The following is a 20,155-nucleotide window of genomic DNA, read 5'->3' as shown; positions in this document are numbered from 1 at the left end:
TTGTGTATCCACCAGCGTTTATGCAAAAGGAGGAATCATCTGTGAAAGTCCTGGTCACGGACGAAATTGCCGAAGAAGGTCTGGCCGTACTGCGCAGTTTGGAATCCATCGACATCACTGTCCGGACCGGGCTCTCGGAATCTGAGCTGTTGGACGAGATTCAATCCGCCGACGCTTTGCTGGTCCGCTCGCAGACGCAGGTGACCGAGGCGGTGATTGCTGCGGGCAGTCAACTCAAAGTGATTGGACGCGCAGGCGTCGGGGTCGACAATATTGATGTCGGTGCCGCCACGCGGCGCGGCGTGGTCGTGGTCAACGCTCCGGATGGAAACACGATTTCAGCGGCGGAACACACCGTGGCCATGCTCCTGGCTCTGTCCCGCCACATCCCGCAGGCGTACGCATCCGTCCGCCAGGGCAAGTGGACCCGCGGCAAGTTTGTCGGTGTGGAGCTGCGAGGCAAGACACTCGCCGTCGTCGGCATGGGCCGCATCGGCACCGAGGTCGCCAAACGCGCCCTCGCCTTCCAAATGAATGTGATTGGTTACGATCCGTACCTCACCGAGGAGCGCGCCCGCACCCTCGGAATTCGCCGCGTGTCGTTGGATGAAGCCATCACCGAAGGCGACTTCATCACCGTGCACACACCGCTCGTCAAAGAAACGCACCATCTGCTCAACGCTGCGGCGTTCGAGAAGATGAAGCCTGGCGTCCGCATTGTCAACTGCGCCCGCGGCGGCATCATTGATGAACTAGCCCTCGTGGAGGCACTGCAGACCGGCAAGGTGGCCGGCGCGGCGCTGGACGTGTTTGAGACCGAACCCCTGCCGGCGGAGCATCCGCTGCGCCAGTTCGACAACGTCATCCTCACCCCCCATCTCGGCGCGTCCACGGTGGAAGCGCAATCGCTGGTGGCAGTGGCGGTGGCGGAGGAGATTGTCAACATCCTGACCGACAAACCGTTCCGCAACGCCGTCAACCTGCCCTCCCTCACAGAAGAACAAAAACAGTATCTCCAACCGTACCTCGTCCTCGGTGAACAGCTGGGACGCCTGGTCGGACAGCTGTTGCCGCAGTCGGCCGCCCAGGTGGAAATCGCATATTCGGGGGAAATTGCGAATCAGGATATCTCCCTGCTCACCCGCACGATTCTCAAAGGCTTGCTGGCGTCCGCCTACGCCGACGAGGTGAACTTCATCAACGCCATGGTGATTGCCAAAGAAAAAGGTATCACGGTGCGCGAGGTTCGGCAGGCGAGCAAGGTGTTCACCAACATGATTTCCGTGACCGCAGCCACGCCCGTGGAGCAGCATACGGTGGCGGGCACCCTGTACAACGGCTTTGGCCCGAAAATCGTGGAGGTGGACGGATACCGGATTGACGTCGCACCCACCGGCAACCTGCTGTACACCATGCACCGCGACCGGCCCGGCATGATTGGAAAAATCGGTACCCTCCTCGGCGACGCCGACATCAACATCGCGGGGATGCAGGTGGGACGCCACCAACAGGGCGGCGAAGCGGTGATGCTGTTGAGTGTGGACAAACCGATTCCGGAAAACATCGTGACCCTGGTCCGAAACATGCCGGACGTGCTTCAGGTCAGGTCCATCGAATTATGAGTCGGAGGTGAGTATGGTGACCGTACAACAGACGGATCAGAAGCAAAAACACTATTTCGGAGCGGGCCCGAGCCCTCTGCCACAACCGGTGCTGGAAGCGTTGGGGCGCGACGCAGTGGAACTGACCACAGTGGGACTGTCGGTGCTCGAAATCAGCCACCGGAGCAAGGCGTATGAACAGATACAGGAAACGGCCAAGCAGCGCCTGCGCCGCCTGCTGAACATTCCGGATACCCACGAGGTGTTGTTCCTGCAAGGGGGCGCAAGCCTGCAGTTCGCCATGGTGCCGATGAATTTTCTCCCGGAGGGCCGTACCGCCGGGTACATTCTCACCGGACAGTGGTCGGAGAAAGCCTACGACGAAGCCGTCCGTGTGGGCGCGGCCCGCGTGGCTGCCACCGGCAAGCCGCACGAATGGCGGCAGCTTCCGGTGCTGCCGGAGAACGTGGTATCTGCCGACGACGCGTATATTCACATCACCAGCAACGAAACCATCGTCGGATCGCAGTGGAAAACGTTTCCTCACTTGTCGGCGCCGCTCGTGGCGGACATGTCGAGCGACATTCTGTCTCGCCCCATTCCCGTGGACCAGTTCCACCTGATTTATGCCGGCGCCCAGAAGAACCTGGGGCCGGCCGGCGTCACGGTGGTCATTGTGCGAAAGGACTGGGTGGAAGAAGCCAGTCCGAACGTGCCAAAGATTCTTCAGTACGGCGTGCACCTGAAGAACGATTCGAAGTACAACACGCCGCCGGTGTTCGCGGTGCACGCGGTGGAACGGGTGCTGGCGTGGGTGGAAACGGAAGGCGGAGTGCCGGCCATGGCGAAACGGGCGGAAGAGAAAGCCAAGCTGCTGTACGACGCCATTGACGAAAGCGACGGATTTTACGAAGGCGTCGTCCGAAAGGAAGACCGCTCTCTGATGAACGTCACGTTCCGGTTGGCCAACCGGGACCTTGAACCGACGTTTCTGGCAGCGGCCAACGATGCTGGCTTGAAGGGACTATCCGGGCACCGTTCCGTCGGCGGTTTTCGCGCTTCCCTCTACAACGCCGTAACCGTGGAATCCTGTGCGGCACTGGCCGAGTTGATGCGCGCCTTCCGCAAACGGCACAGCTGATTTGAGGAATTCAGGCCGGGCGTACCCATGGTGTAACCATTGCACGCCCGGCTTTCTCGTGGATGGGAATGGGTCAGATGATCCTGTCGAGAAAGCGACGGATAACACCATCGTTCCCGTTATGCCCGTTCATGCCCCTTTCACACCGTGGATCAACGCGCATTTGAGGCAAAACGACACCGGCAGGCCAGCGTCATCCAGCGTTACGCTGAATGTCTCCTTGCATGCGGGCGACGCTGACTGAAGATGCTCAACCAACCGCTGGCGCATCGGCAACGGCGTCCGCGCCCGCTGCACCCAGTTGTCAAACGCCAACCGGATATCCCATCGAGACACTTCGCGGTAAGACAACCCCACCTCAAGGAACCAATCTCTGTACTCCGACAGGCGATGTTCCCGAACGTGCGACGGATCCCTCATCCGATCCAGCGTATTCACGAATGCATCCAATTCGTCGTCTTCGGGCGCATAGTGGTCAACCAAAAGAAATGTCCCGCCCGGTTTGAGAACCCGCGAAATTTCGGCCAGAGCCTTGGACACTGCTGGAAAGTGGTGAGCGGCAAATCGGCACGTGACCAGGTCGAACGAGGCGTCTTTGAAGTGTAAATCCTCCGCGTCACCTACGACGAAGCGCACGTTCTCGATTTGTTTTTGCCTTGCAAACTGGTTTGCAACATCGACCATCTGCTCCGTCAGATCACAACCCACACACTCCCTGACATGCGGCGCGAAGGCGAGCGCGGTGTGCCCCGCGCCTGCGCCGACGTCGAGCAGCGTTTCCGTGCCGTGCAAAGCGACCGACTCAACCATACGTCTCAAGTCCTCGCCCTCAGCGAACACGGGCTCATCTCGATAATCCCCCGCATTTTGACTGAACTGCCGTCGTACAGAATCCTTCCTCGCACTCTCCATGCCCTCTCCTCCAGTCGCGAAAATCTCCCGTTGTTTTGAGAATATACAGAAGAGATTCATTCGTCCAAGATATGAAATGTATACTTACAATAGATTTCTCCTATGGATGTGATGCAGTTGGATATTCGCTGGATGAAGTACGCATTGGAAGTTCATCGACAACAAAGTTTTACCCGGGCGGCAGCCGCGTTGCGCGTGGCGCAACCGTCTCTCAGCCAGCAAATCGCAAAACTGGAACAGGAACTGGGTCTGACGTTGTTTTACCGGCAGCGGCGGTCCGTGGCGGCCACTCCTGAGGGCAGACACTTCCTGGAGAAAGCGGAACACATCGTCAGCCTGCAGGAGGATCTCGTACGAGAAATGCAGGAACGAAGCCAGGGCATGGGCGGCCAGCTGTCCATTGGAACTCCGGCCATCACGGGGGAACATGTGCTGCCACCTCTGCTGCGGGCCTTTCAGCGTCGCTACCCCGAGGTGCAGGTACGCTTCGTGGAAGAGTCCCCCACGGCTCTCGTGGAATTGACGGCGAAAGGTATGACGGATTTATCCATTCTGCCACTGCCCGTGGAAGATCCCAGACTGACCACAGAGCCTCTGTTGACTGAACCGATTCTGCTCGCGTTGCCACCTGAGCAGACATCGTGGATGGGAATCTTGGAGAACTGCCTCAACGAAGACGGAAACATTCGTAAACCCGTACCATTGACCGACTGTTCCCGAATGCCCTTTATTCTCCTCAAATCAGGGTACGGATTTCGTCGCACCGTATTGGAATTGTGTGCAAAGGCCGGTTTTCAGCCGCACATAGCGTTTGAAACCAGCAGCATTGAGATGGCACAGTCACTGGTCGCCCACGGACTCGGGGTGACGCTGATTCCTCACATGGTGCGAAGGCCCAGCGAACCCCGACCGCTGTATTGTGATCTGGCGGACCGTCCAACGCGAACGCTGGCGTTCATCTTTCGAAAGAAGAGGTATTTGAGCCTGTCCGCACGCGCCTTTGTGGATGTGTGCCGAGAAGCTGGACCGAATGCGTTGGGAGGCACTTTCGAATGGCATAAAGAAAGCGCGCCGAAGTAATCGTGGCTGGGGAGGAAGGGATCGAACCTTCGCATGACGGAGTCAAAGTCCGTTGCCTTACCGCTTGGCTACTCCCCATCAGCGGCGCGCAGGTAGTACATTACCACGCGGAATGGGACGCTGTCAAGTCTCAGTGAATCAGCGTGGTGGACATGCTCACCACACCATCGAGCGCTTCAAGAGAACTGTAGAGCTCCATCAGCGGCACCGACACATGGACGATGCAAGTCAACTTCAGTTCCTTGGTCCCGTCCGCCACCTTGTTGGTGCGAATTCGTTCCACCTTCGCCTCCAACACCTGAACCGCAGTGAGAATGTCCGACAACGTCACGTGTCGTTCGACCACCAGGTGAATCTCCACTTCCTTTTCGTTCAGCACCCGTGGTCCCACCCGCCTGAGGACAAAGGGGACGAGGTCCACGCTGACGATAATCAGCAGCAGCCCCGTCACCGCATCCACGTAGTACCCGGCGCCGACGGCGATGCCGAGCCCAGAGGAAGCCCAGACCATGGCGGCGGTGGTCAGACCGGAGATGACTTCGTTGTTCTTGCGGAGGATGACACCTGCGCCGAGAAACCCGATACCGCTGACAATCTGCGCGGCCAGCCGCATGGGATCCGCGCGGAACACGCCATTCGTCATCGCGTTGGTCGCCATGGCCGCATCGATGGACACAATGGTCAACAGGCAACTGGTCACGGAAATCACGAGGCACGTTTTCAGCCCGAGCGGCTTGCGTTTCAATTCCCGCTCGAGTCCCACGAGAATTCCGAGCAATGCGGCGACCACGATTTTCAGCACATCGTGATGAAACATGCGGCTTTCCCCCCGGTGCACAGAATCCGTCCCCGCTGTGCTCGTTTGTTATCAGAATACCGGAAGGACATCGGCGCAAAAAGTCCCTCGTCTCAACCGTGAAGCCAACGGGCGACCAACATGCCAGCGACGAACATGAGGATCACCAGCGCCGCAAAACTGGCAATGCGAAGCAAACCGGTCCCTCCCCCTCTGGGCCGCCCGCGCAGGGCGGCCAAACCTTCTCGCACCGGGCTTCACGGCAGCGTCCGAACTTTTTCGGCCATCGGCGTCCGCGGCTTCGGCGCGGGCACTTCCGCCGGATAGCCTACGCCAAGGACAATCACGTCCCAGTCGTCCGAAACCCCGAGCGCTTCATGCACAGATGCTTTCCAACCAATGGACGTCCATCGGACACCCACGCCGTGCGACCACGCAATCAATGAGAAATTCTGGATGAAGCAGGCGGTGGCAATCAGGTTTTCGTCCCGCTCCATCGCCAGCTCCGGCGCCTTCGACAGTACGGCCATCACCACCGGCGCTTCTCCAAAATTGGCGGGGTGGTTCAACCGGGCGCGCGTTTCCGGGCCTACAAAGATGACCTCCCACGGCTGCGTCATCCGATGATTCGGTGCGTGCGCGGCCGCATCCAGCCAGCACAGCAGCTCGCTCTCATCCACCGGTCGATCCGCGAACTGTTTGATGTGCCTGCGCTCTACGACCAACTGTTCAATCTCAGCCATCCATTGCACTCCTTTCCCCAATATTGTAGCGTATCCTTCCATCAGGAGCAGGGATTCCAGACGTCGTCGACGAATTGCACTACCCAATGTCCGCCGGATCGGCAGTTCACGGCGTTATGCCGGCCAATTCTGGTTGATTGGTCCCCCATGCCCGCACGGTACGAGGAGGAATGACCATGCATGTTGCCTATCTTGGCCCCCACGGCACCTTCAGCGAAGAAGCCGCCATGCGCTATTTTGCGCGTGAGGAGGTGACGTGGACCGTTTGCCAGACCATCCCCGATGTGCTGGAAGCTGTGCAGCGCGGCGATGTGACATACGGCATGGTGCCCATCGAAAATTCCATCGATGGCTCCGTCACAGTGGCGTTGGACGGAATCTTTGCAGCGCCCGAGCTGTTTGTGTGCGGTGAATTTGTCCTTCCGGTCCAACAGATGCTGCTGGGGCTCCCGGAAACGAATCTCGCCGACGTTCGGGAGATATGGTCCATTCCCCCCGCCTTGGCCCAATGCCGCCAATTCCTCCATCGCCACGGCTTTCCGACCCGACACTTTTCAAGCACCGCTGCGGCCGCGAAAGAAATTGTCGCCAGCGGCCGCACGGATGTGGCCGCCATCGCCTCCGCGTTCGCGGCCAAAACGTTTGGCCTGTCCATTCTCCATGAACAGATTCAGGACGCGGACAACAACCACACCCGTTTCGTCATCGTCCGCAAAGGCCAGGTTATTCCCGCCAACGCGGATAAAACCATGCTGCTGGTGCTTCCGTGCGCCGAATACGCCGGTATCTTGGCCACCATCCTGAACGTGTTCGCGGCGTTCCACTTGAACCTGTCCTGGATTTCCTCTCGCCCGACCAAGACGCGGCTCGGCACCTATCAATTCGCATTCGACGTGGAGGCGGGTCTCGAAGACCCGAAGATGCAGAAAGCCATTTCCATTCTGCGCACGTTCGACCACCAGGTGCGAATTGTTGGCACCTTCCCGGCGTGGAAGTGGGCGCATGCCTCCAACGGCGACGTGTGATCTAACATACGCGGCCAAGATCGAGTAGGAGGGGGCGCCTAGCCCCCGACCTCTCACACCACCGTACATGCGGGTCCGCATACGGCGGTTCATAAAGCACTACGAAGTTGAAATTACCTCTCCTGCAAACTTTTCAACCCAAGCCGTTCAAAATACGCCTCGTCCATGGCGTTGTTCAGGTTCTTCGCCATTTCCCAAGGTCCCCAACGTGAGTTTGCCATCATGAATGCGATCCAGTCCGGTTGGTTGAAGGCTCGCAGTTCCCGCATTCGGGTTCGTACCTTTTTCCACTGCTTCCAGATGCACATCCGAAGGCGTCGTCGAATCCACGCATCAAACCGCTCGCAATGCCCTTTCATCTCTGCGATTCGAAAGTACGCCACCCTTGCACAGGCTTACTAAACTACACCCTAAAACATCACTTCCCTTCAATGTTCTTAAAACTCGATGATGGACTTGACATCACATAGCTGGTCTTCAGATCCCACCTCGCGATGGGCACCCTTGCTATTGGCTAACGGTAGGTGTGTCGCCACCCCCCCGTTCGGGACTTTCACCCTATAGAGAACCGCCCAGGCCGGGCGTACTACTACAAAAACAGGTGCGCCAGAATGACGCACCTGTTCTTTCGATGTGATGAGCCCGCGACCGAAGCCTCATCATCCCTGCATCAAAGTGCGGACGGTCATACGTCTCGCCAGCCATCCCATTCAGCGCCAGCCGCCACCCACGGTGACTTCGACGTAGGAGTTTCCGACACTGTAACTGCCATACCCGGTCCAACCGACCGTCTCGCGCCAACCTCCGCCGTGCCCCATGCCGCCTCTGCGGCGTCCGATTTGGCTGTACGGCGAGTTCGCCGATCCCGTGCTCAGCGTCGTGGTGGTGAACGACGCACCGTCACTGCCCAATGCGGATGGCGCAATCAGGACGTCGCCACTGCTGTCGACCAGCGCCACCGGTTCCACCTGATTGCCCGTCGCCGAGATGGGCTGACCATCGACCAGCGCGGAGGTGAACTGAACCGTACCGGAGTTGGCCAACGGATACAGCCGATTTTGTTCAGTCGAGGGATCTTCGCTGATCCACTCCGCTGAAGTACCGATGTTGGCCGCATAGCTGGCGCTCAATTGAACGGGAATGGTTTTCGAGAGCGTTTGTCCGGAAGGTGTGGTGGCCGTAAAGGTCACGTCCCACGTACTACCGGACGCTTTGCTGATTTTGGCGTTGATCTTGGAACCCACAGGAACGGTCATGATGTTCTGTGCCGCGGCGGGGAGCTTTTCCCAGAACACGTCCGCTTCAACCGTCCCGTTCACGTACTGCTCAATGGTGCCCATCTGCAAGAGATCCTGGGAAGAAACGCCTCCAAGTCCAATCCATTGCGCAGCGATGCCATTTTGACTGCCGCTGATGTTCGGGACCGTCCAGCTACCGGACACACTGGTATAGCGCTGTCCGCCGGTGGGCTCGGTGATGTAACCTGCCCAGTTCCCGGACGCCTGCGTGCCCTGCGGCAGCGAGGTGGTCGAGCTCGTACCGTCACTCGGCTGCTCCGCCGCAGTCGGATCCGGCTGGACCGTCGCCCCTGCGCCAGCGCCGGATGCTCCCGTCCATCCGTACCATCCTTGCGCGTTGCTGCTGGTTGTCCCAACACCGTACGCGGATCCGAGATCATGTCGATGATTGAATGTCAATGTGTAGTCTTGCTGTCCAGATGTATGTTCGCTGCCCACAGCGGGCGTCGCTTCACCGCTTTGCCCGTGCCAAACCACGTATCCTCCAACACCCGCGCACAGCACCAACGCTAACGTTGGAATGGTGCGTCGCTTCTTGGCCATGCCGAACGCCTCCTCACCGCTCTGCCGGTGTGCATCTTCTCCCGGCCATGTTCGACTCTATTTTCGCAAACAGATTTGAAGCGAGCATGAATAGAATGTGGAAAAATTGTGGAGTTAGCGCACCAGGATGGTCACACCAACCACCATACACAGTACGTACACATAGGTCAACCAGGTGATGCGTTCGAGGCCTCGGAAGAATATGGATGAGACCACCACCACCACCACTGGCTGCAGGCCGACCAAAACGGCCACGGTGGAAACGGGGACAGTGCGCGAGGCGGAAAAAAACAGGAGCACGGCGGTGGACGATACAACCCCGGCCGCCAACAGATACAGGTTGAAACGGCGTAGATAAAATCGTGCATAGGCAACCAGGCGCCCGCGAAACATGAGGTAGATGACGTAGAACGCCAGCGCAAACAACACCTCAAACGCCGAAGCCAGCAGCGGCGGCAGCGTATCCGCCTGGCTGACAGCGAGTTTGCGCATGATGTGTCCGCCTCCCTGCAGCCCGGCGGACAACAGCGCCAATGCAATGCCGCGCGCGGTCACGCTCTCCAGCAAGCGTTCATCACGCGTCCAGACTTTCTCCAATACCAGCAGCACGATGCTGCCGCCGAGCAAAATAAATCCCAACCAATCGTCCAAATCCGGAGACTCTCCGAGGAATACCACTGCCAAGATCACCGTCACCGCGGGTGCCAGCGATTTGATCACGACGCTGCGGGTGGCTCCCAATTGGCTAATCGCGGCAAACAGGCACAAACGCCCGAGAAACGTCGCCAGCAGCGCGCCGGCCGCACAGTACAGAACGGGGCGATAGCCAACCCGCAGCAGATCCAACGGTGCTCCCGACAATGCCCGCTGCATGGCAAACGCCCCGCCCAAGGTCATCACGCTCACCACCAGCACTGGCAGCAGCCCATCGTCCACCGTTTGCCCGTCGGCCTGGGCCTTGTTGAGAAATATATAGGTCAGGGCATAGCAGAGTGCGCACAGCAGCGCGGTCAATTCGCCCGGCATGACCATTCCCCCCTCTGGACACAGCGTTCATCACACTGTATGACCGGTTGTCCAGCGGTAGACATGCATGCCATGCAATGGCCCCAACTCCGGTGCGAACGTGATGCAGCCCGCCCCGGATTCAGGGCGGGCTGCGGGATATGCGATGTCTCGGTCAATCCACGGGATAGATCCAGTACTGCTCTGTCCCCATCCACTGTTCCCAACGCTTTCGCGCTTCCGGGCTGGCCTCGGCCTCCTTCTCCCAACGCGCCATCATCGCCTCCGACTGGGAGCGATGGGCACGGATGGCCGCAAGCTTGATGTCCAGCACCGGTGTCACGTCAAAGACCACATCCGGTGGGCCAAACAGCTTGCGCGGGTTGTCCACAATGGGCGATGCATAGATTTTGGGCCGCGCTTCCCGAGGCAGGCGTTTCACTGCAAGCACGGTGGCCGCGGACATCGCATTGTGATCCGGATGCACGCCGTACTCCGGATAGTAGGTGAGAATCACGGACGGATTGACTTCTTGGATCACCGCGAAGATCTTGTCCGCCAGTTCCTCCGGGTCTTCGAACTCCACTGTTTTATCGCGCAGCCCCAATAGCCGCAGATCTTGAATGCCCAGAATGGAGCACGCGTTTCGCAGTTCCTGCTCCCGAATGATGGGCAGAGTCTCCCGGGTTGCAAAAAACGGCTTGCCCATGTTGCGGCCCATCTGCCCCAGCGTGCCGCAGATCAGGGTGACAGGCACGCCGGCTTGGGTGTACAGCGCAATGGTTCCGGCTTTGCCAAAGGTCTCATCGTCAGGATGGGGATACACCGCCAACACATGACGTTCTTCCATCCCGTACGCCTCCCCTCACATCGGAAATGGTGTTTCACTCAACTGCAGCGCGATGGCCAGACGCCCCTCCGAATCATGCCCCGCGAGGAGCAGCCGACCGGCGTCGTCAATTTCGTAATCCGTGAGCCCTTCTCCGTAGATCCATCCGTTGTCCATCTTCAAGCCCACACGATAAGGACCATCCCCGGTGATGACACCCCGGTGAAAGGAAACGAGACCGTTCCGTATGTAGGCACACACCGCCATCATGCCTTGGCGGGCTGCGTACGCGCCGTTCGTCGTTTCCAGGTGCAAATACACATTCTTGCCGACAAAGCGCTCAATCGCGCGTTGTACGTCTTCCTTTTGAATCGGGCCCATACGCTCTCCCTCCTCCGCAGTTTGCACACGGCAACTCTGCCTTCTTAGTATCGGCCATCGCGACGGAGGACGCAAGCAGACCACGCCAGAAAGACCGCCACCGAGGCGACCTCTGGTCATGGCCTGTGAAGAGGTCAGAGGAGCGCGAAGGCGCGTTCCACCAGGCCGTCGGCCGCTGCACCCAGTTGGGAGAAGCGCTCATCGTCCGTCTGACCCTTGGCGTACCGATAGAAAATCTGCTGACAGATGACGGCCGCTTTGAAGTAGCCGAACACCATGTAGTACCTCATCTGTGACACGTCCCGTCCGGATTTGCAAGCGTACGTTTGAATCAGCGCGTCTCGGTTCGGAAACCCCGGCCGCGTGGTCAGCGGGGAGATCAGCTGCCGAAAGAGCGGCGGATCGTCCGGTTCACACCAATAACTCAGCAGTATCGCAAAGTCCGACAGCGGGTCACCGACCGTGGACATCTCCCAGTCCAGCACAGCGACAGGCCGCCCTGGATCCGTTGGTGCGAACAGCATGTTGTTCAGCTTGAGATCGTTGTGAATCAGCGTGGGCGTGGGAGATTTCGGAAGATGATTCACCATCCACTGCCCCACCTTGAGCGCCAACGGATTGTCGTGCGTTTGGGCCCGCTGATAACGTTGGACGAGCCCGGTGACCTGCCGCTCCAGGTAGCCTTCCGGACGAACCATGTCGACCACCGCCGTGGCCGAGTAATCCACCGCGTGCAGTGCGACCAGTGTGTCAATGAGTGCTTCCGCCAACGCCCGCGCGGCCTCGGGTGTCTCCGGATAGGCATCCGGCCACGACCGATCCACCACGATACCGGAACGGCGTTCCATCACAAAGAACGGAGCGCCGAGCACTTCAGGCTGATCGCAGTACACATAGGGCTTCGGCGCCAATGGAAACACCGGGTGCACCGCCTGCAGCCAGCGATGCTCACGCGCCATATCATGTGCCTTCGGCGGTACGGGCCCGTGCGGTGGGCGCCGCAGCACCGCCTCCCAGTCGCCGCATTGAAGCAGGTAGGTGAGATTCGAATGCCCGGCGGAAAACTGCGCAATCTGCACCGCACCCCCCGGATAATCCGGCACGTGGTCGCGCAGGTAGCTGGCCAGCCTTTCCGCCGGCAGTTCCTCGCCTGGCCGCACCGGTCGTGTCTCATTCACGCCCATTCTGATCGCCCGCCTCCTTCCCCGTTTGTTACACCCACGGTCTGCTCAATGCTCGCGCAATTCCAACCGCGCAATGGAGCGGCGGTGCACCTCATCCGGCCCGTCGGCCAACCGCAGCGTGCGATGGGACGCCCACATCGCGGCCAGTGGAAAATCGCCGCTGACTCCGGCCGCACCGTGAACCTGGATGGCCCGATCAATCACGCGCAGCGCCATGCTCGGCGCCACCACCTTGATCATGGCAATCTCTTTGCGCGCCGCCTTGTTGCCGACGATGTCCATCATGTACGCCGCCTTCAGCACCAACAGTCGAGCCTGCTCAATTTCAATCCGGGAATCGGCAATCCACGTTTGAATGACCCCCTGGTCTGCCAACGGTTGGCCGAACGCAATCCGCTCCTTGGCCCGTTTGACCATGTAGTCGAGCGCGCGCTCCGCAGCCCCGATGGCTCGCATACAATGGTGAATTCTCCCGGGTCCGAGCCGCCCCTGAGCGATGGCGAAGCCCTTGCCCTCTCCCCAGAGAATGTTCTTCGCCGGTACGCGCACATGGTCAAAGACCACTTCGGCGTGACCGTGCGGGGCGTCGTCGTAGCCAAACACCGTGAGGATCCGCTCCACCTTCACACCCGGCGTGTCCAACGGCACCAAAATCATGGACTGGCGCTCATGGACGGGCGCATCCGGATTGCTCAATCCCATGACAATCGCGATTTTGCAGTCCGGATGGGCTGCCCCCGAGGACCACCACTTGCGGCCATTGATCACGTACTCGTCGCCATCGCGCACAATGCTGGCGCGAATGTTGGTGGCGTCAGAGGAAGCCACATCCGGCTCCGTCATGCAAAACGCCGATCTGATCTCGCCGTTCAACAACGGTTTCAACCACATCTCCTGTTGCTCCGGCGTGCCGTACTGTACCAGCACCTCCATGTTCCCCGTATCCGGCGCGTTACAGTTGAACACCAAGGGCGCAATCTCTGACCGGCCCATGATTTCGCAGAGCGGCGCGTATTCGAGATGGCTCAGGCCCGGTCCCCAACGCTCATCGGGAAGAAACAGGTTCCACAGGCCCGCCGCCTTAGCCTTGGCCTGCATCTCCTTCATGATGGGCGGTTCGGCAAAACGCGTCGGCCCAGCGTTCAGCTGCTCGCGATAGACCGGCTCGTTCGGGTACACGACCTCTTCCATAAACCGTGTGAGTTTTTCCTGAAGCGCTTTCACTCTATCCGAAAATTCGAAGTCCATACGCCGCAGAGCCCCTTTCCATCGTCACCGCGCGGTGGTACCGCCGTCGACGGCGAGCACCTGTCCGGTGGTGTAATCGGATGCTGCGGACGCGAAATACAGCGCGGCCCCCTGCAGATCTCGCTCTCCCCCGATGCGGCGCAGCGGCGTATTATTGACAATCTCGCGCTCCGCATGTTCCAGTACGCCTTTCGTCATCTTCGTCGGGAAGAAGCCGGGAGCGATGGCATTGACATAAATGTTGTGCTTGGCCCACTTAATGGCCAAATCCCGGGTGAGGCTGATGACGCCGCCCTTGCTCGCGCTGTAGCCGACCGCGTCCAGCACGCGCTCGTCAGATCCGCGCAGCCCGGCCACCGAGGCGATGTTGATGATTTTCCCCCCGCCGTTTTGCATCATGAACCGGCCCACCTCCTGCGACATCAGGAACGTCCCGGTCAGATTGGTCTGCAACACCTTCATCCACGCCTCGTAGGGCATATCCACCGCCGGGTGTCCCCAAGATGCGCCGCCGTTGTTGACCAGGATATCCACCCTTCCGAAGTGCTCCAGGGTTTTGGCCACCGCTGCTTTGACCGACTCGGGCCGCGTCAGATCCAGGGGCAGCGCCAGCGCCCGGACTCCGGTGGCTTCGAGTTCCTTCTTCACCTGTTCACAGTTCTCCACGCGCCGCGAGCAGAGCACCAGGTCGGCGCCCGCTTCCGCGTAAGCCTGGGCAATTTGCTTGCCGAGTCCTCGACCACCGCCGGTGATCAGCGCGACTTTACCATCCAGCCGAAACAGTTCAAACACATTCATTCGTTTCACCTCTGCCTTTGGTGGTCACCGGACGTACCACCGAATGGACATGACAAAGACTACCGACCGATTGGTTGAAACAAAATTTCAATCTGTTAAGAATTTAGTCAACACTTATGGAATTCACTTCGAACGCTCGCTTTCCTGCTCTCCCCACCTCAATTTATGCGGCGAAGCAGACAAATATGGGGCGTGCAGGGCATGGACAGCGTCCGGGGATTCCTTTATGTTTGTCAGAGGAATGATTTCAAGACCAATTTACGAGGTGACTTGTTTGAAACTGTGGCATGACATGGCGCGACGCCTCACTCAGGATATCCCTGTGTGGCAGGTCGTGTTCATGGCTTTTCTGGGGTTTGATATCGCCATCACCAGCATCGCCCCCGCGTCGGTGGAAGCAAACGATATATCCGCCGGGGCACTGCTGGTTGTCGTATTCATCGCTTCCATTTTCCTGTTGACGCGGACGTTTATGACGCGGATCGCCAGTGGTCATCAGCAGCTCAAACCGGTGTCGGCGAACCCCGCGCCGGTTTCCCCGGGCTTGCTGAAGATGTATAGAATCGCGCTGCCCGTGATGCGCTACGGCGTGTTTGTCATCATCTGGCTGGCGTTGACGGGCGGGTTTTCCAGTCTCGTGGACTACCTGTTGCCCTCCTTTTCATCGGATCAGGACATCGGCATTCCCTCGCAGGACCTGAACGTGTGGGCGGCCGCCGGCATCGCCTTCCTCGGTTGTCTGGAGGAGTACTGGCGGTGGTCCATGATTGTGGTGCTGCTGATGGGGGTCAAATGGGCAGCCGCCGCCAAATGGGCGACTTCAGCGAGGTTTCGGACGCTATCTCTGGTCGGCGCGGTGGCCGCCAGTTCACTCGTCTTTGGATTGGCGCATTACCAGGAGTTCTCTTCATACAAGGCCTGGTCGTTCATCGTTCTGGGAATCATGGGGGCACTGCTCGCGTTGGCGGCCATTCTCACCCGTCGCTTCCTGGTGGCCGTGTTGATACACTACACGTACGACTTTCTGGCCATCAGCAACCTGTATTCGGTGGTTGGACCGTATCTCGTCATCACGGCTCTGGTTCTGCTCGCGGTGGCGGTTCCGGGTTTTCTCGTGCTGCTGGCCAAAGTTCGGCCTGCGCTGCCTTCCGCGCAAGTCGAGCCCACAGAATGATAGACAGCGCGAGCCAAACCACAGGAAGCAGGCGCAGGGACGTATAGAACAGCGACAGGTTTCCCCCATCGTCCCTGCAACCATTCCAGTATGGGAACAAACGGATGATACCAGAATTCAAGAAGTTCGGCGCTGCCGAACACGCCTGTGCACGATGCCACGTCCAATATCAGCCCCGGCGAGAGGAAGCAGACCATGGCCACGGCCCAGTCGCGGATGGGCTGGCGCTCCTTACCCCTCCGAACCGCAGCCCACGCCCAGCCAAACATCCACACACTCACCATTCCCCGCTGCAGCCAAGGATGATTGAAAGCGGCCAGCGACCCCGCGCTCAAAAGCAGATACGTACCATAGCATCGGAGCGCGGTGTGCAGCACTCCGTGCACATTCTTTGTCACGAGGCGCTCCCCCAGTGCGCCACGCAACGCAAGTGCGCACTGTGCGCAATGTCATCCGGCAACACCCAGGGTTTTTCCGCACAAAGGTCGGCGCCCGCGGCATGATACACCCGCCAGACCAATTTGCTGCAGTATTCACTGCGGCTGTCCGCCAGGCCGGCGAACGGATCGTACGGTTTCCCCACCTCCCGCCGCGCCAATTCCACCAGGCGCGCCCCCTGAATACGGGGGGGCGGACAGCGAAAGGCCGCGACTTCCGAATACCGCTGGTACCAGGTCAACGGTTGATAGATGGTGCCGTGTTCCACATCGAACGCATCCACCACACGATCGTCGCCGACGTACAGCACGGCGTGCGTCCAATACCCGTACGCTCCATTCGGATTGTGGCAGAGCAGAATATCGCCCGGCTGAAGCTGCTGAGGATGGATGTACCAATGGGGATGCCCCGGGAAATCACCGGTCAGGTGGCCCCGGGACAACTCTTTGGCCCACGATTCAACTTCCGTTGCAACCCCCGGCTGAATGAGGGCGCTCCGAGATGCGAGCATTCCCATCGCGATTCCACAGAACGCTGTCACCCACCAACGCCGACACCGCCTCATCGCCTGTGCTCCCCCCGCTCATCCGGTTTTATGCACAGTCTGTGCGACAGGCCGTTCGTCCATGCGGGCAAGCCACGGCGACGGCATTGGCCGGACGAGAGGCGCTTCGCGGCGTGCGCGGCGATGGCGAGAATGGGCGCCGAAAACCACAATGACCAGATTACAAACCGTGCTCCTGCCGAATTTTTTGCAGCAGCGCCGCGCACCCCCGCTCGACCAGGTCATAGACCAGGTCGAAGTTGCCGGAGTAGTACGGATCGGGCACATTCTGCATAGGACTGTCCGGCACGATGTCCAACAGTCGGAACACCCGCTCGCCGACGCGGGCGCCCAGGCGTTCCAGACCGTCCAGGTTTTCTTCATCCATGGCAACGATGTAGTCAAAATTCCGGATGTCCACCGGCGTCACCTGTCTCGCACACAGGCCGCTTGCGTCCACGCCGTGCGCCGCGAGAACGGCGAGCGTGCCCCGGTGTGGGCGCTCTCCCGCGTGCCAGCCGCCAATCCCTGCGGAGTCCACCGCGATGGCATCCGCGAGCCCAGCGTCCTGAACCTGTTTCCGAAACACCGCCTCCGCCATCGGAGAACGGCAGATATTGCCCAAGCAGACAAAGAGGACTCGGATCAATGGTGACACCCCCTCTCTTCCAGCGTGTCATCGGCGAATTGCGCTTTCATCTGCCGGTCAGCAAAACAGCGGCTGCATCTCTGCAGCCGCCGCATCCCATCCACACCGAGGAAATTTACGCGAACGGAACGTCCGGATTGACATCCGCCGCGTAATCCACCCCAGCCAGGCCGAATCCGAACAGCTTCATGAACTCGGAACGGTACCCTTCGATGTCGGTCAGCGCCAACAGGTTCTCGGTCGTCACCTGCGTCCACAGCGACCGAACCTCCGCCTGAACATCTTCCTTCATTTCCCAGTCATCAAGACGAATCCGCCCCGCCTCATCCACCGGAATCTCGTTCTGGCCGTACAATCGCTGCGCGAACAGTCGATACATTTGTTCGGCGCATCCTTCATGCAGGCCTTTGTCCTTCATGACGCGGAACAAGAGAGACATGTACAGCGGCACCACGGGGATGGCCGAACTGGATTGCGTGACCACCGCCTTGTTCACCGAGACGAACGCCCGACCGCCGCGCGTCTTCAGGTAGTCGGTCAACGCGTGTGCCGTCGCTTCCAGGTCGTCTTTGGCCCTGCCGATGGTTCCGTCCCGGTACACGGCCTTGGTGAGTTCGGGGCCAATGTACGAGTACGCGACGGTCATCACCCCGTCCGCAAGCACACCCGCCTCGTTCAGCGCGTGCATCCACATGTCCCAGTCCTCTCCGCCCATGACGGCGACCGTTTGCCGAATTTCCTCATCCGTCGCCGGTTCCAGAGAAACCTCGGAAACCTGGCCCGTGTGGAAATTGACGGTCTTGTCGGTGAACGGTTTCCCGATGGGTTTGAGCACCGAACTGAACGTTTCTCCGGTGCGCGGATGCGTGCGCCGCGGTGAGGCCAGACTGTAAATCACCAGGTCAACCTGCCCCAGGTCGCTGCGGATGATGTCGATGACTTCCTGCTTGATTGCATCGGAAAATGCGTCACCATTGATGGTCTTGGCGTACAATCCCGCCGCCTTCGCCGCCTCGTGGAACGCGGCCGTGTTGTACCATCCCGCCGTCGCCGTCCGATTGTCCGACGCCGGCTTTTCAAAACACACACCGAGGGTTGCCGCACCACTGCCGAAGGCAGCAGCAATTCGCGACGCCAGGCCGTAGCCGGTGGACGAACCAATGACCAGAACCTTCTTTGGTCCTTCCACACGAGGCTGCGACTTCACGTAATCAATCTGCTCTTGAACGTGCTTTGCACAGCCGACCGGATGCGCGGTGGTGCAGATGAATCCTCGAACTTTGGGTTGAATGACCATGGACTTTCTCCTTCCACATCCGCGGATGCCAAGGAGGTTGTCCCAACACAGGACAATCCAGCATCTCTCCTCACCAGTCTACTATATCCTGCAAGCAAGTTCACGCGCGGAAGTCAGCCGAAGAGACCTGGAGGGTCCAGCGGCTGCACCCGACACCGATGCGTCGGTACCCCCAACAAATAGCCCTGCCCATAAGGAACCCCACAGCGACGAACCGCCGCCAACTCTTCCGGCGTCTCAATGCCTTCCGCGATGACCACGGCGCCGAAACCCGAGGACACCTGGCAAATGGCCCGTACAATATCCTGCTTGGTCTGGTCTTCATGCAATCGCCGAATCAGATTCATATCAATTTTGACGACATCCGGTTTGACTTCCATCAGCGTCACCAATCCGGAGTAGCCGGCCCCCGTGTCGTCCAACGCAATTTGATACCCCTGCTTCCGATAATGGTTGACCACTCGACGCAGCAGCGCGTAGTCGTCAATCGCCTGGTGTTCCGTAATTTCAAACACGATGCGGTCAGCCCGAAGCTGCCTTGTCTCAATCAGCGTCCGCGTCTCCCCTTCACGAAAGGTCGGATCCGTCAGCGTCCTGGGATGTATGTTGAGAAACAGCTTCTCCTGCGGCTGAAGATCGGCACCGGCAATCGTGCGCTCTCTGCACAAGCGCTCCAAATCACGAAGATGTCCCAACCGTTCTGCCAACGCAAACAAGGCCAGCGGCGACTCGAGCGCCGTGTCCTTCGGTCCCCGGATGAGCCCCTCCCAACCGACCAGCCCATCGTTCACCAGGTTGACAATCGGTTGGTACTGCGGTGTTACGAGTCCCTCTTCTAGAATGTGCACAAACGATTCCTGTAACTGCGTGTCGCCGCAATCCGCCGCCGACATCAGCGGGGTGGGTGTCGTTTCCATCGGGGCGGAACTGTATGGTGTCGTCATTGAAACGTCCCCTTTCGTGGCGCTTGCCACGTACTGTATCCGCAGTGTACAACGGCTCCATAAAACCTACTTAAACAACTGGTAAACATATCGTAAAAAATGGGACCGAAAGGCAATGCACCTTTCGGCCCACTCCAATATTTCGAAGTGTTCTAGGAGCGTGTCCGAGTAATCGACCAAAGGACATGCTCTACACCGTTGGTATCTTTGAATCTAAGTGGTGAATTCTAGGCATCCCGCGTGCGGTTGTACTTACTCCGTGCTGTCTCGCCCCCGATGCAAGGACTCACATGGTCGCCAACCTCGACCATCCATTCCGGAATATCTTCAATAGGTTGTGACACATGGCCACCAATGACCACTCTCCTTGTACTTTGGCAAGCCCACGCAGGGACAAGCGAATGAATCCCATGCATGCCTTGATGTGGCCGTACACAGGCTCGATAATCACCTTGCGCTTGGCGTATATCGCTCGTCCACGCTTGGTCATCAGCTTGCGTGCCATCCGTTGCTTCGGTGTATACG

General features: G+C 59.3%; 21 protein-coding genes, 1 tRNA gene and 1 pseudogene. 5 read left to right on the top strand and 18 right to left on the bottom strand.

Annotated elements, in window-relative coordinates:
- The first annotated feature begins 20 nt into the window (after positions 1-20).
- Positions 21-1,622, top strand: a complete 1,602-nt coding sequence (serA, locus tag G463_RS0112175; protein WP_026975391.1) for a phosphoglycerate dehydrogenase — start codon at positions 21-23, stop codon at positions 1,620-1,622.
- Between the two features lie 16 nt (positions 1,623-1,638).
- Positions 1,639-2,742, top strand: coding sequence for a 3-phosphoserine/phosphohydroxythreonine transaminase (serC, locus tag G463_RS0112170; RefSeq protein WP_245575900.1), 1,104 nt, complete (start codon positions 1,639-1,641; stop codon positions 2,740-2,742).
- Positions 2,743-2,871: 129 nt separating this feature from the next.
- On the opposite strand, the gene G463_RS0112165 is transcribed toward serC, so the two are convergent.
- Entirely contained in the window at positions 2,872-3,654 is a 783-nt protein-coding gene (locus G463_RS0112165; RefSeq protein WP_026975389.1) for a class I SAM-dependent methyltransferase, read from the bottom strand.
- 117 nt (positions 3,655-3,771) lie between these two features.
- Between G463_RS0112165 and G463_RS0112160 the strand changes: the two genes are divergently transcribed.
- Positions 3,772-4,734: a LysR family transcriptional regulator gene (locus G463_RS0112160; RefSeq protein WP_026975388.1), complete on the top strand. Its 963-nt coding sequence runs from the start codon at positions 3,772-3,774 to the stop codon at positions 4,732-4,734.
- Between the two features lie 3 nt (positions 4,735-4,737).
- Here the strand turns inward: G463_RS0112160 and G463_RS0112155 are convergent.
- The 3 genes from G463_RS0112155 to G463_RS0112140 form a co-directional block, all read right to left on the bottom strand.
- Positions 4,738-4,812: transfer RNA gene (locus G463_RS0112155), tRNA-Gln, on the bottom strand.
- 52 nt (positions 4,813-4,864) lie between these two features.
- Positions 4,865-5,551: an MgtC/SapB family protein gene (locus G463_RS0112150; protein ID WP_026975387.1), complete on the bottom strand. Its 687-nt coding sequence runs from the start codon at positions 5,549-5,551 to the stop codon at positions 4,865-4,867.
- Positions 5,552-5,787: 236 nt separating this feature from the next.
- Entirely contained in the window at positions 5,788-6,273 is a 486-nt protein-coding gene (locus G463_RS0112140) for a nitroreductase family protein (RefSeq protein ID WP_026975386.1), read from the bottom strand.
- 176 nt (positions 6,274-6,449) lie between these two features.
- Here G463_RS0112140 and pheA point away from each other — a divergent pair, with 176 nt between their 5' ends.
- Positions 6,450-7,298: a prephenate dehydratase gene (gene pheA, locus G463_RS0112135; protein ID WP_026975385.1), complete on the top strand. Its 849-nt coding sequence runs from the start codon at positions 6,450-6,452 to the stop codon at positions 7,296-7,298.
- 113 nt (positions 7,299-7,411) lie between these two features.
- On the opposite strand, the gene G463_RS22360 is transcribed toward pheA, so the two are convergent.
- From G463_RS22360 to G463_RS0112095, 9 genes and pseudogenes are all read right to left on the bottom strand, one after another.
- The gene (locus G463_RS22360; protein WP_245575901.1) at positions 7,412-7,606 is read right to left on the bottom strand and encodes a hypothetical protein; all 195 of its coding nucleotides are present in this window, start codon (positions 7,604-7,606) and stop codon (positions 7,412-7,414) included.
- A 6-nt stretch (positions 7,607-7,612) separates the two neighbouring features.
- Positions 7,613-7,657 (bottom strand): annotated as a pseudogene (locus G463_RS24050) (hypothetical protein); the annotation flags it as partial.
- 351 nt (positions 7,658-8,008) lie between these two features.
- Positions 8,009-9,139: a G1 family glutamic endopeptidase gene (locus G463_RS20220; protein WP_084171618.1), complete on the bottom strand. Its 1,131-nt coding sequence runs from the start codon at positions 9,137-9,139 to the stop codon at positions 8,009-8,011.
- A 114-nt stretch (positions 9,140-9,253) separates the two neighbouring features.
- Entirely contained in the window at positions 9,254-10,165 is a 912-nt protein-coding gene (locus G463_RS0112120) for a DMT family transporter (RefSeq protein ID WP_026975383.1), read from the bottom strand.
- A gap of 154 nt (positions 10,166-10,319) precedes the next feature.
- Entirely contained in the window at positions 10,320-10,994 is a 675-nt protein-coding gene (bshB2, locus tag G463_RS0112115) for a bacillithiol biosynthesis deacetylase BshB2 (RefSeq protein ID WP_026975382.1), read from the bottom strand.
- 15 nt (positions 10,995-11,009) lie between these two features.
- On the bottom strand, positions 11,010-11,354 hold the full coding sequence (locus G463_RS0112110; protein WP_026975381.1) for a YojF family protein: 345 nt from the start codon (positions 11,352-11,354) through the stop codon (positions 11,010-11,012).
- A gap of 134 nt (positions 11,355-11,488) precedes the next feature.
- Positions 11,489-12,538: a phosphotransferase family protein gene (locus G463_RS0112105; RefSeq protein ID WP_026975380.1), complete on the bottom strand. Its 1,050-nt coding sequence runs from the start codon at positions 12,536-12,538 to the stop codon at positions 11,489-11,491.
- 45 nt (positions 12,539-12,583) lie between these two features.
- Positions 12,584-13,786, bottom strand: a complete 1,203-nt coding sequence (locus G463_RS0112100) for an acyl-CoA dehydrogenase family protein (RefSeq protein ID WP_026975379.1) — start codon at positions 13,784-13,786, stop codon at positions 12,584-12,586.
- A 24-nt stretch (positions 13,787-13,810) separates the two neighbouring features.
- A complete protein-coding gene (locus G463_RS0112095) occupies positions 13,811-14,584 on the bottom strand; it encodes an SDR family oxidoreductase (protein ID WP_026975378.1) in 774 nt (257 codons plus the stop codon).
- A 274-nt stretch (positions 14,585-14,858) separates the two neighbouring features.
- On the opposite strand from G463_RS0112095, the gene G463_RS20215 reads away from it, so the two are divergent.
- Entirely contained in the window at positions 14,859-15,758 is a 900-nt protein-coding gene (locus tag G463_RS20215; RefSeq protein WP_035487135.1) for a CPBP family glutamic-type intramembrane protease, read from the top strand.
- A 394-nt stretch (positions 15,759-16,152) separates the two neighbouring features.
- Here G463_RS20215 and G463_RS0112085 read toward each other — a convergent pair whose 3' ends face one another.
- From G463_RS0112085 to G463_RS0112060, 5 genes are all read right to left on the bottom strand, one after another.
- Positions 16,153-16,761: a YiiX/YebB-like N1pC/P60 family cysteine hydrolase gene (locus tag G463_RS0112085; RefSeq protein WP_084171614.1), complete on the bottom strand. Its 609-nt coding sequence runs from the start codon at positions 16,759-16,761 to the stop codon at positions 16,153-16,155.
- Positions 16,762-16,921: 160 nt separating this feature from the next.
- Positions 16,922-17,389 carry a low molecular weight protein-tyrosine-phosphatase gene (locus G463_RS0112080; protein WP_026975376.1) on the bottom strand — a complete coding sequence of 156 codons (468 nt, stop codon included), beginning with the start codon at positions 17,387-17,389 and terminating at the stop codon, positions 16,922-16,924.
- Between the two features lie 115 nt (positions 17,390-17,504).
- Positions 17,505-18,686, bottom strand: coding sequence for an enoyl-ACP reductase FabV (fabV, locus tag G463_RS0112070; RefSeq protein WP_026975375.1), 1,182 nt, complete (start codon positions 18,684-18,686; stop codon positions 17,505-17,507).
- Between the two features lie 113 nt (positions 18,687-18,799).
- Entirely contained in the window at positions 18,800-19,630 is an 831-nt protein-coding gene (locus G463_RS20210) for an EAL domain-containing protein (protein WP_051322256.1), read from the bottom strand.
- A 286-nt stretch (positions 19,631-19,916) separates the two neighbouring features.
- Positions 19,917-20,155 (bottom strand): transposase (locus tag G463_RS0112060; RefSeq protein WP_156900191.1); only part of this gene is annotated, 239 nt, incomplete at its 5' end.

The organism is Alicyclobacillus contaminans DSM 17975, assembly GCF_000429525.1.
Taxonomy (GTDB): domain Bacteria; phylum Bacillota; class Bacilli; order Alicyclobacillales; family Alicyclobacillaceae; genus Alicyclobacillus_A; species Alicyclobacillus_A contaminans.
This window is presented reverse-complemented; position numbering and strand designations above follow the sequence as displayed.

Excerpts from the sequence above, each read along its gene's own strand:
- fabV (WP_026975375.1), bottom strand. The coding sequence starts at position 18,686 with ATGGTCATTCAACCCAAAGTTCGAGGATTCATCTGCACCACCGCGCAT.
- G463_RS0112110 (WP_026975381.1), bottom strand. The coding sequence starts at position 11,354 with ATGGGCCCGATTCAAAAGGAAGACGTACAACGCGCGATTGAGCGCTTT.
- serA (WP_026975391.1), top strand. The coding sequence starts at position 21 with ATGCAAAAGGAGGAATCATCTGTGAAAGTCCTGGTCACGGACGAAATT.
- bshB2 (WP_026975382.1), bottom strand. The coding sequence starts at position 10,994 with ATGGAAGAACGTCATGTGTTGGCGGTGTATCCCCATCCTGACGATGAG.
- G463_RS0112105 (WP_026975380.1), bottom strand. The coding sequence starts at position 12,538 with ATGGGCGTGAATGAGACACGACCGGTGCGGCCAGGCGAGGAACTGCCG.
- G463_RS0112150 (WP_026975387.1), bottom strand. The coding sequence starts at position 5,551 with ATGTTTCATCACGATGTGCTGAAAATCGTGGTCGCCGCATTGCTCGGA.
- G463_RS20220 (WP_084171618.1), bottom strand. The coding sequence starts at position 9,139 with ATGGCCAAGAAGCGACGCACCATTCCAACGTTAGCGTTGGTGCTGTGC.
- G463_RS22360 (WP_245575901.1), bottom strand. The coding sequence starts at position 7,606 with ATGTGCATCTGGAAGCAGTGGAAAAAGGTACGAACCCGAATGCGGGAA.
- G463_RS0112165 (WP_026975389.1), bottom strand. The coding sequence starts at position 3,654 with ATGGAGAGTGCGAGGAAGGATTCTGTACGACGGCAGTTCAGTCAAAAT.
- G463_RS20210 (WP_051322256.1), bottom strand. The coding sequence starts at position 19,630 with ATGACGACACCATACAGTTCCGCCCCGATGGAAACGACACCCACCCCG.
- G463_RS0112085 (WP_084171614.1), bottom strand. The coding sequence starts at position 16,761 with ATGAGGCGGTGTCGGCGTTGGTGGGTGACAGCGTTCTGTGGAATCGCG.
- G463_RS0112095 (WP_026975378.1), bottom strand. The coding sequence starts at position 14,584 with ATGAATGTGTTTGAACTGTTTCGGCTGGATGGTAAAGTCGCGCTGATC.
- G463_RS0112140 (WP_026975386.1), bottom strand. The coding sequence starts at position 6,273 with ATGGCTGAGATTGAACAGTTGGTCGTAGAGCGCAGGCACATCAAACAG.
- G463_RS0112100 (WP_026975379.1), bottom strand. The coding sequence starts at position 13,786 with ATGGACTTCGAATTTTCGGATAGAGTGAAAGCGCTTCAGGAAAAACTC.
- G463_RS0112120 (WP_026975383.1), bottom strand. The coding sequence starts at position 10,165 with ATGCCGGGCGAATTGACCGCGCTGCTGTGCGCACTCTGCTATGCCCTG.
- pheA (WP_026975385.1), top strand. The coding sequence starts at position 6,450 with ATGCATGTTGCCTATCTTGGCCCCCACGGCACCTTCAGCGAAGAAGCC.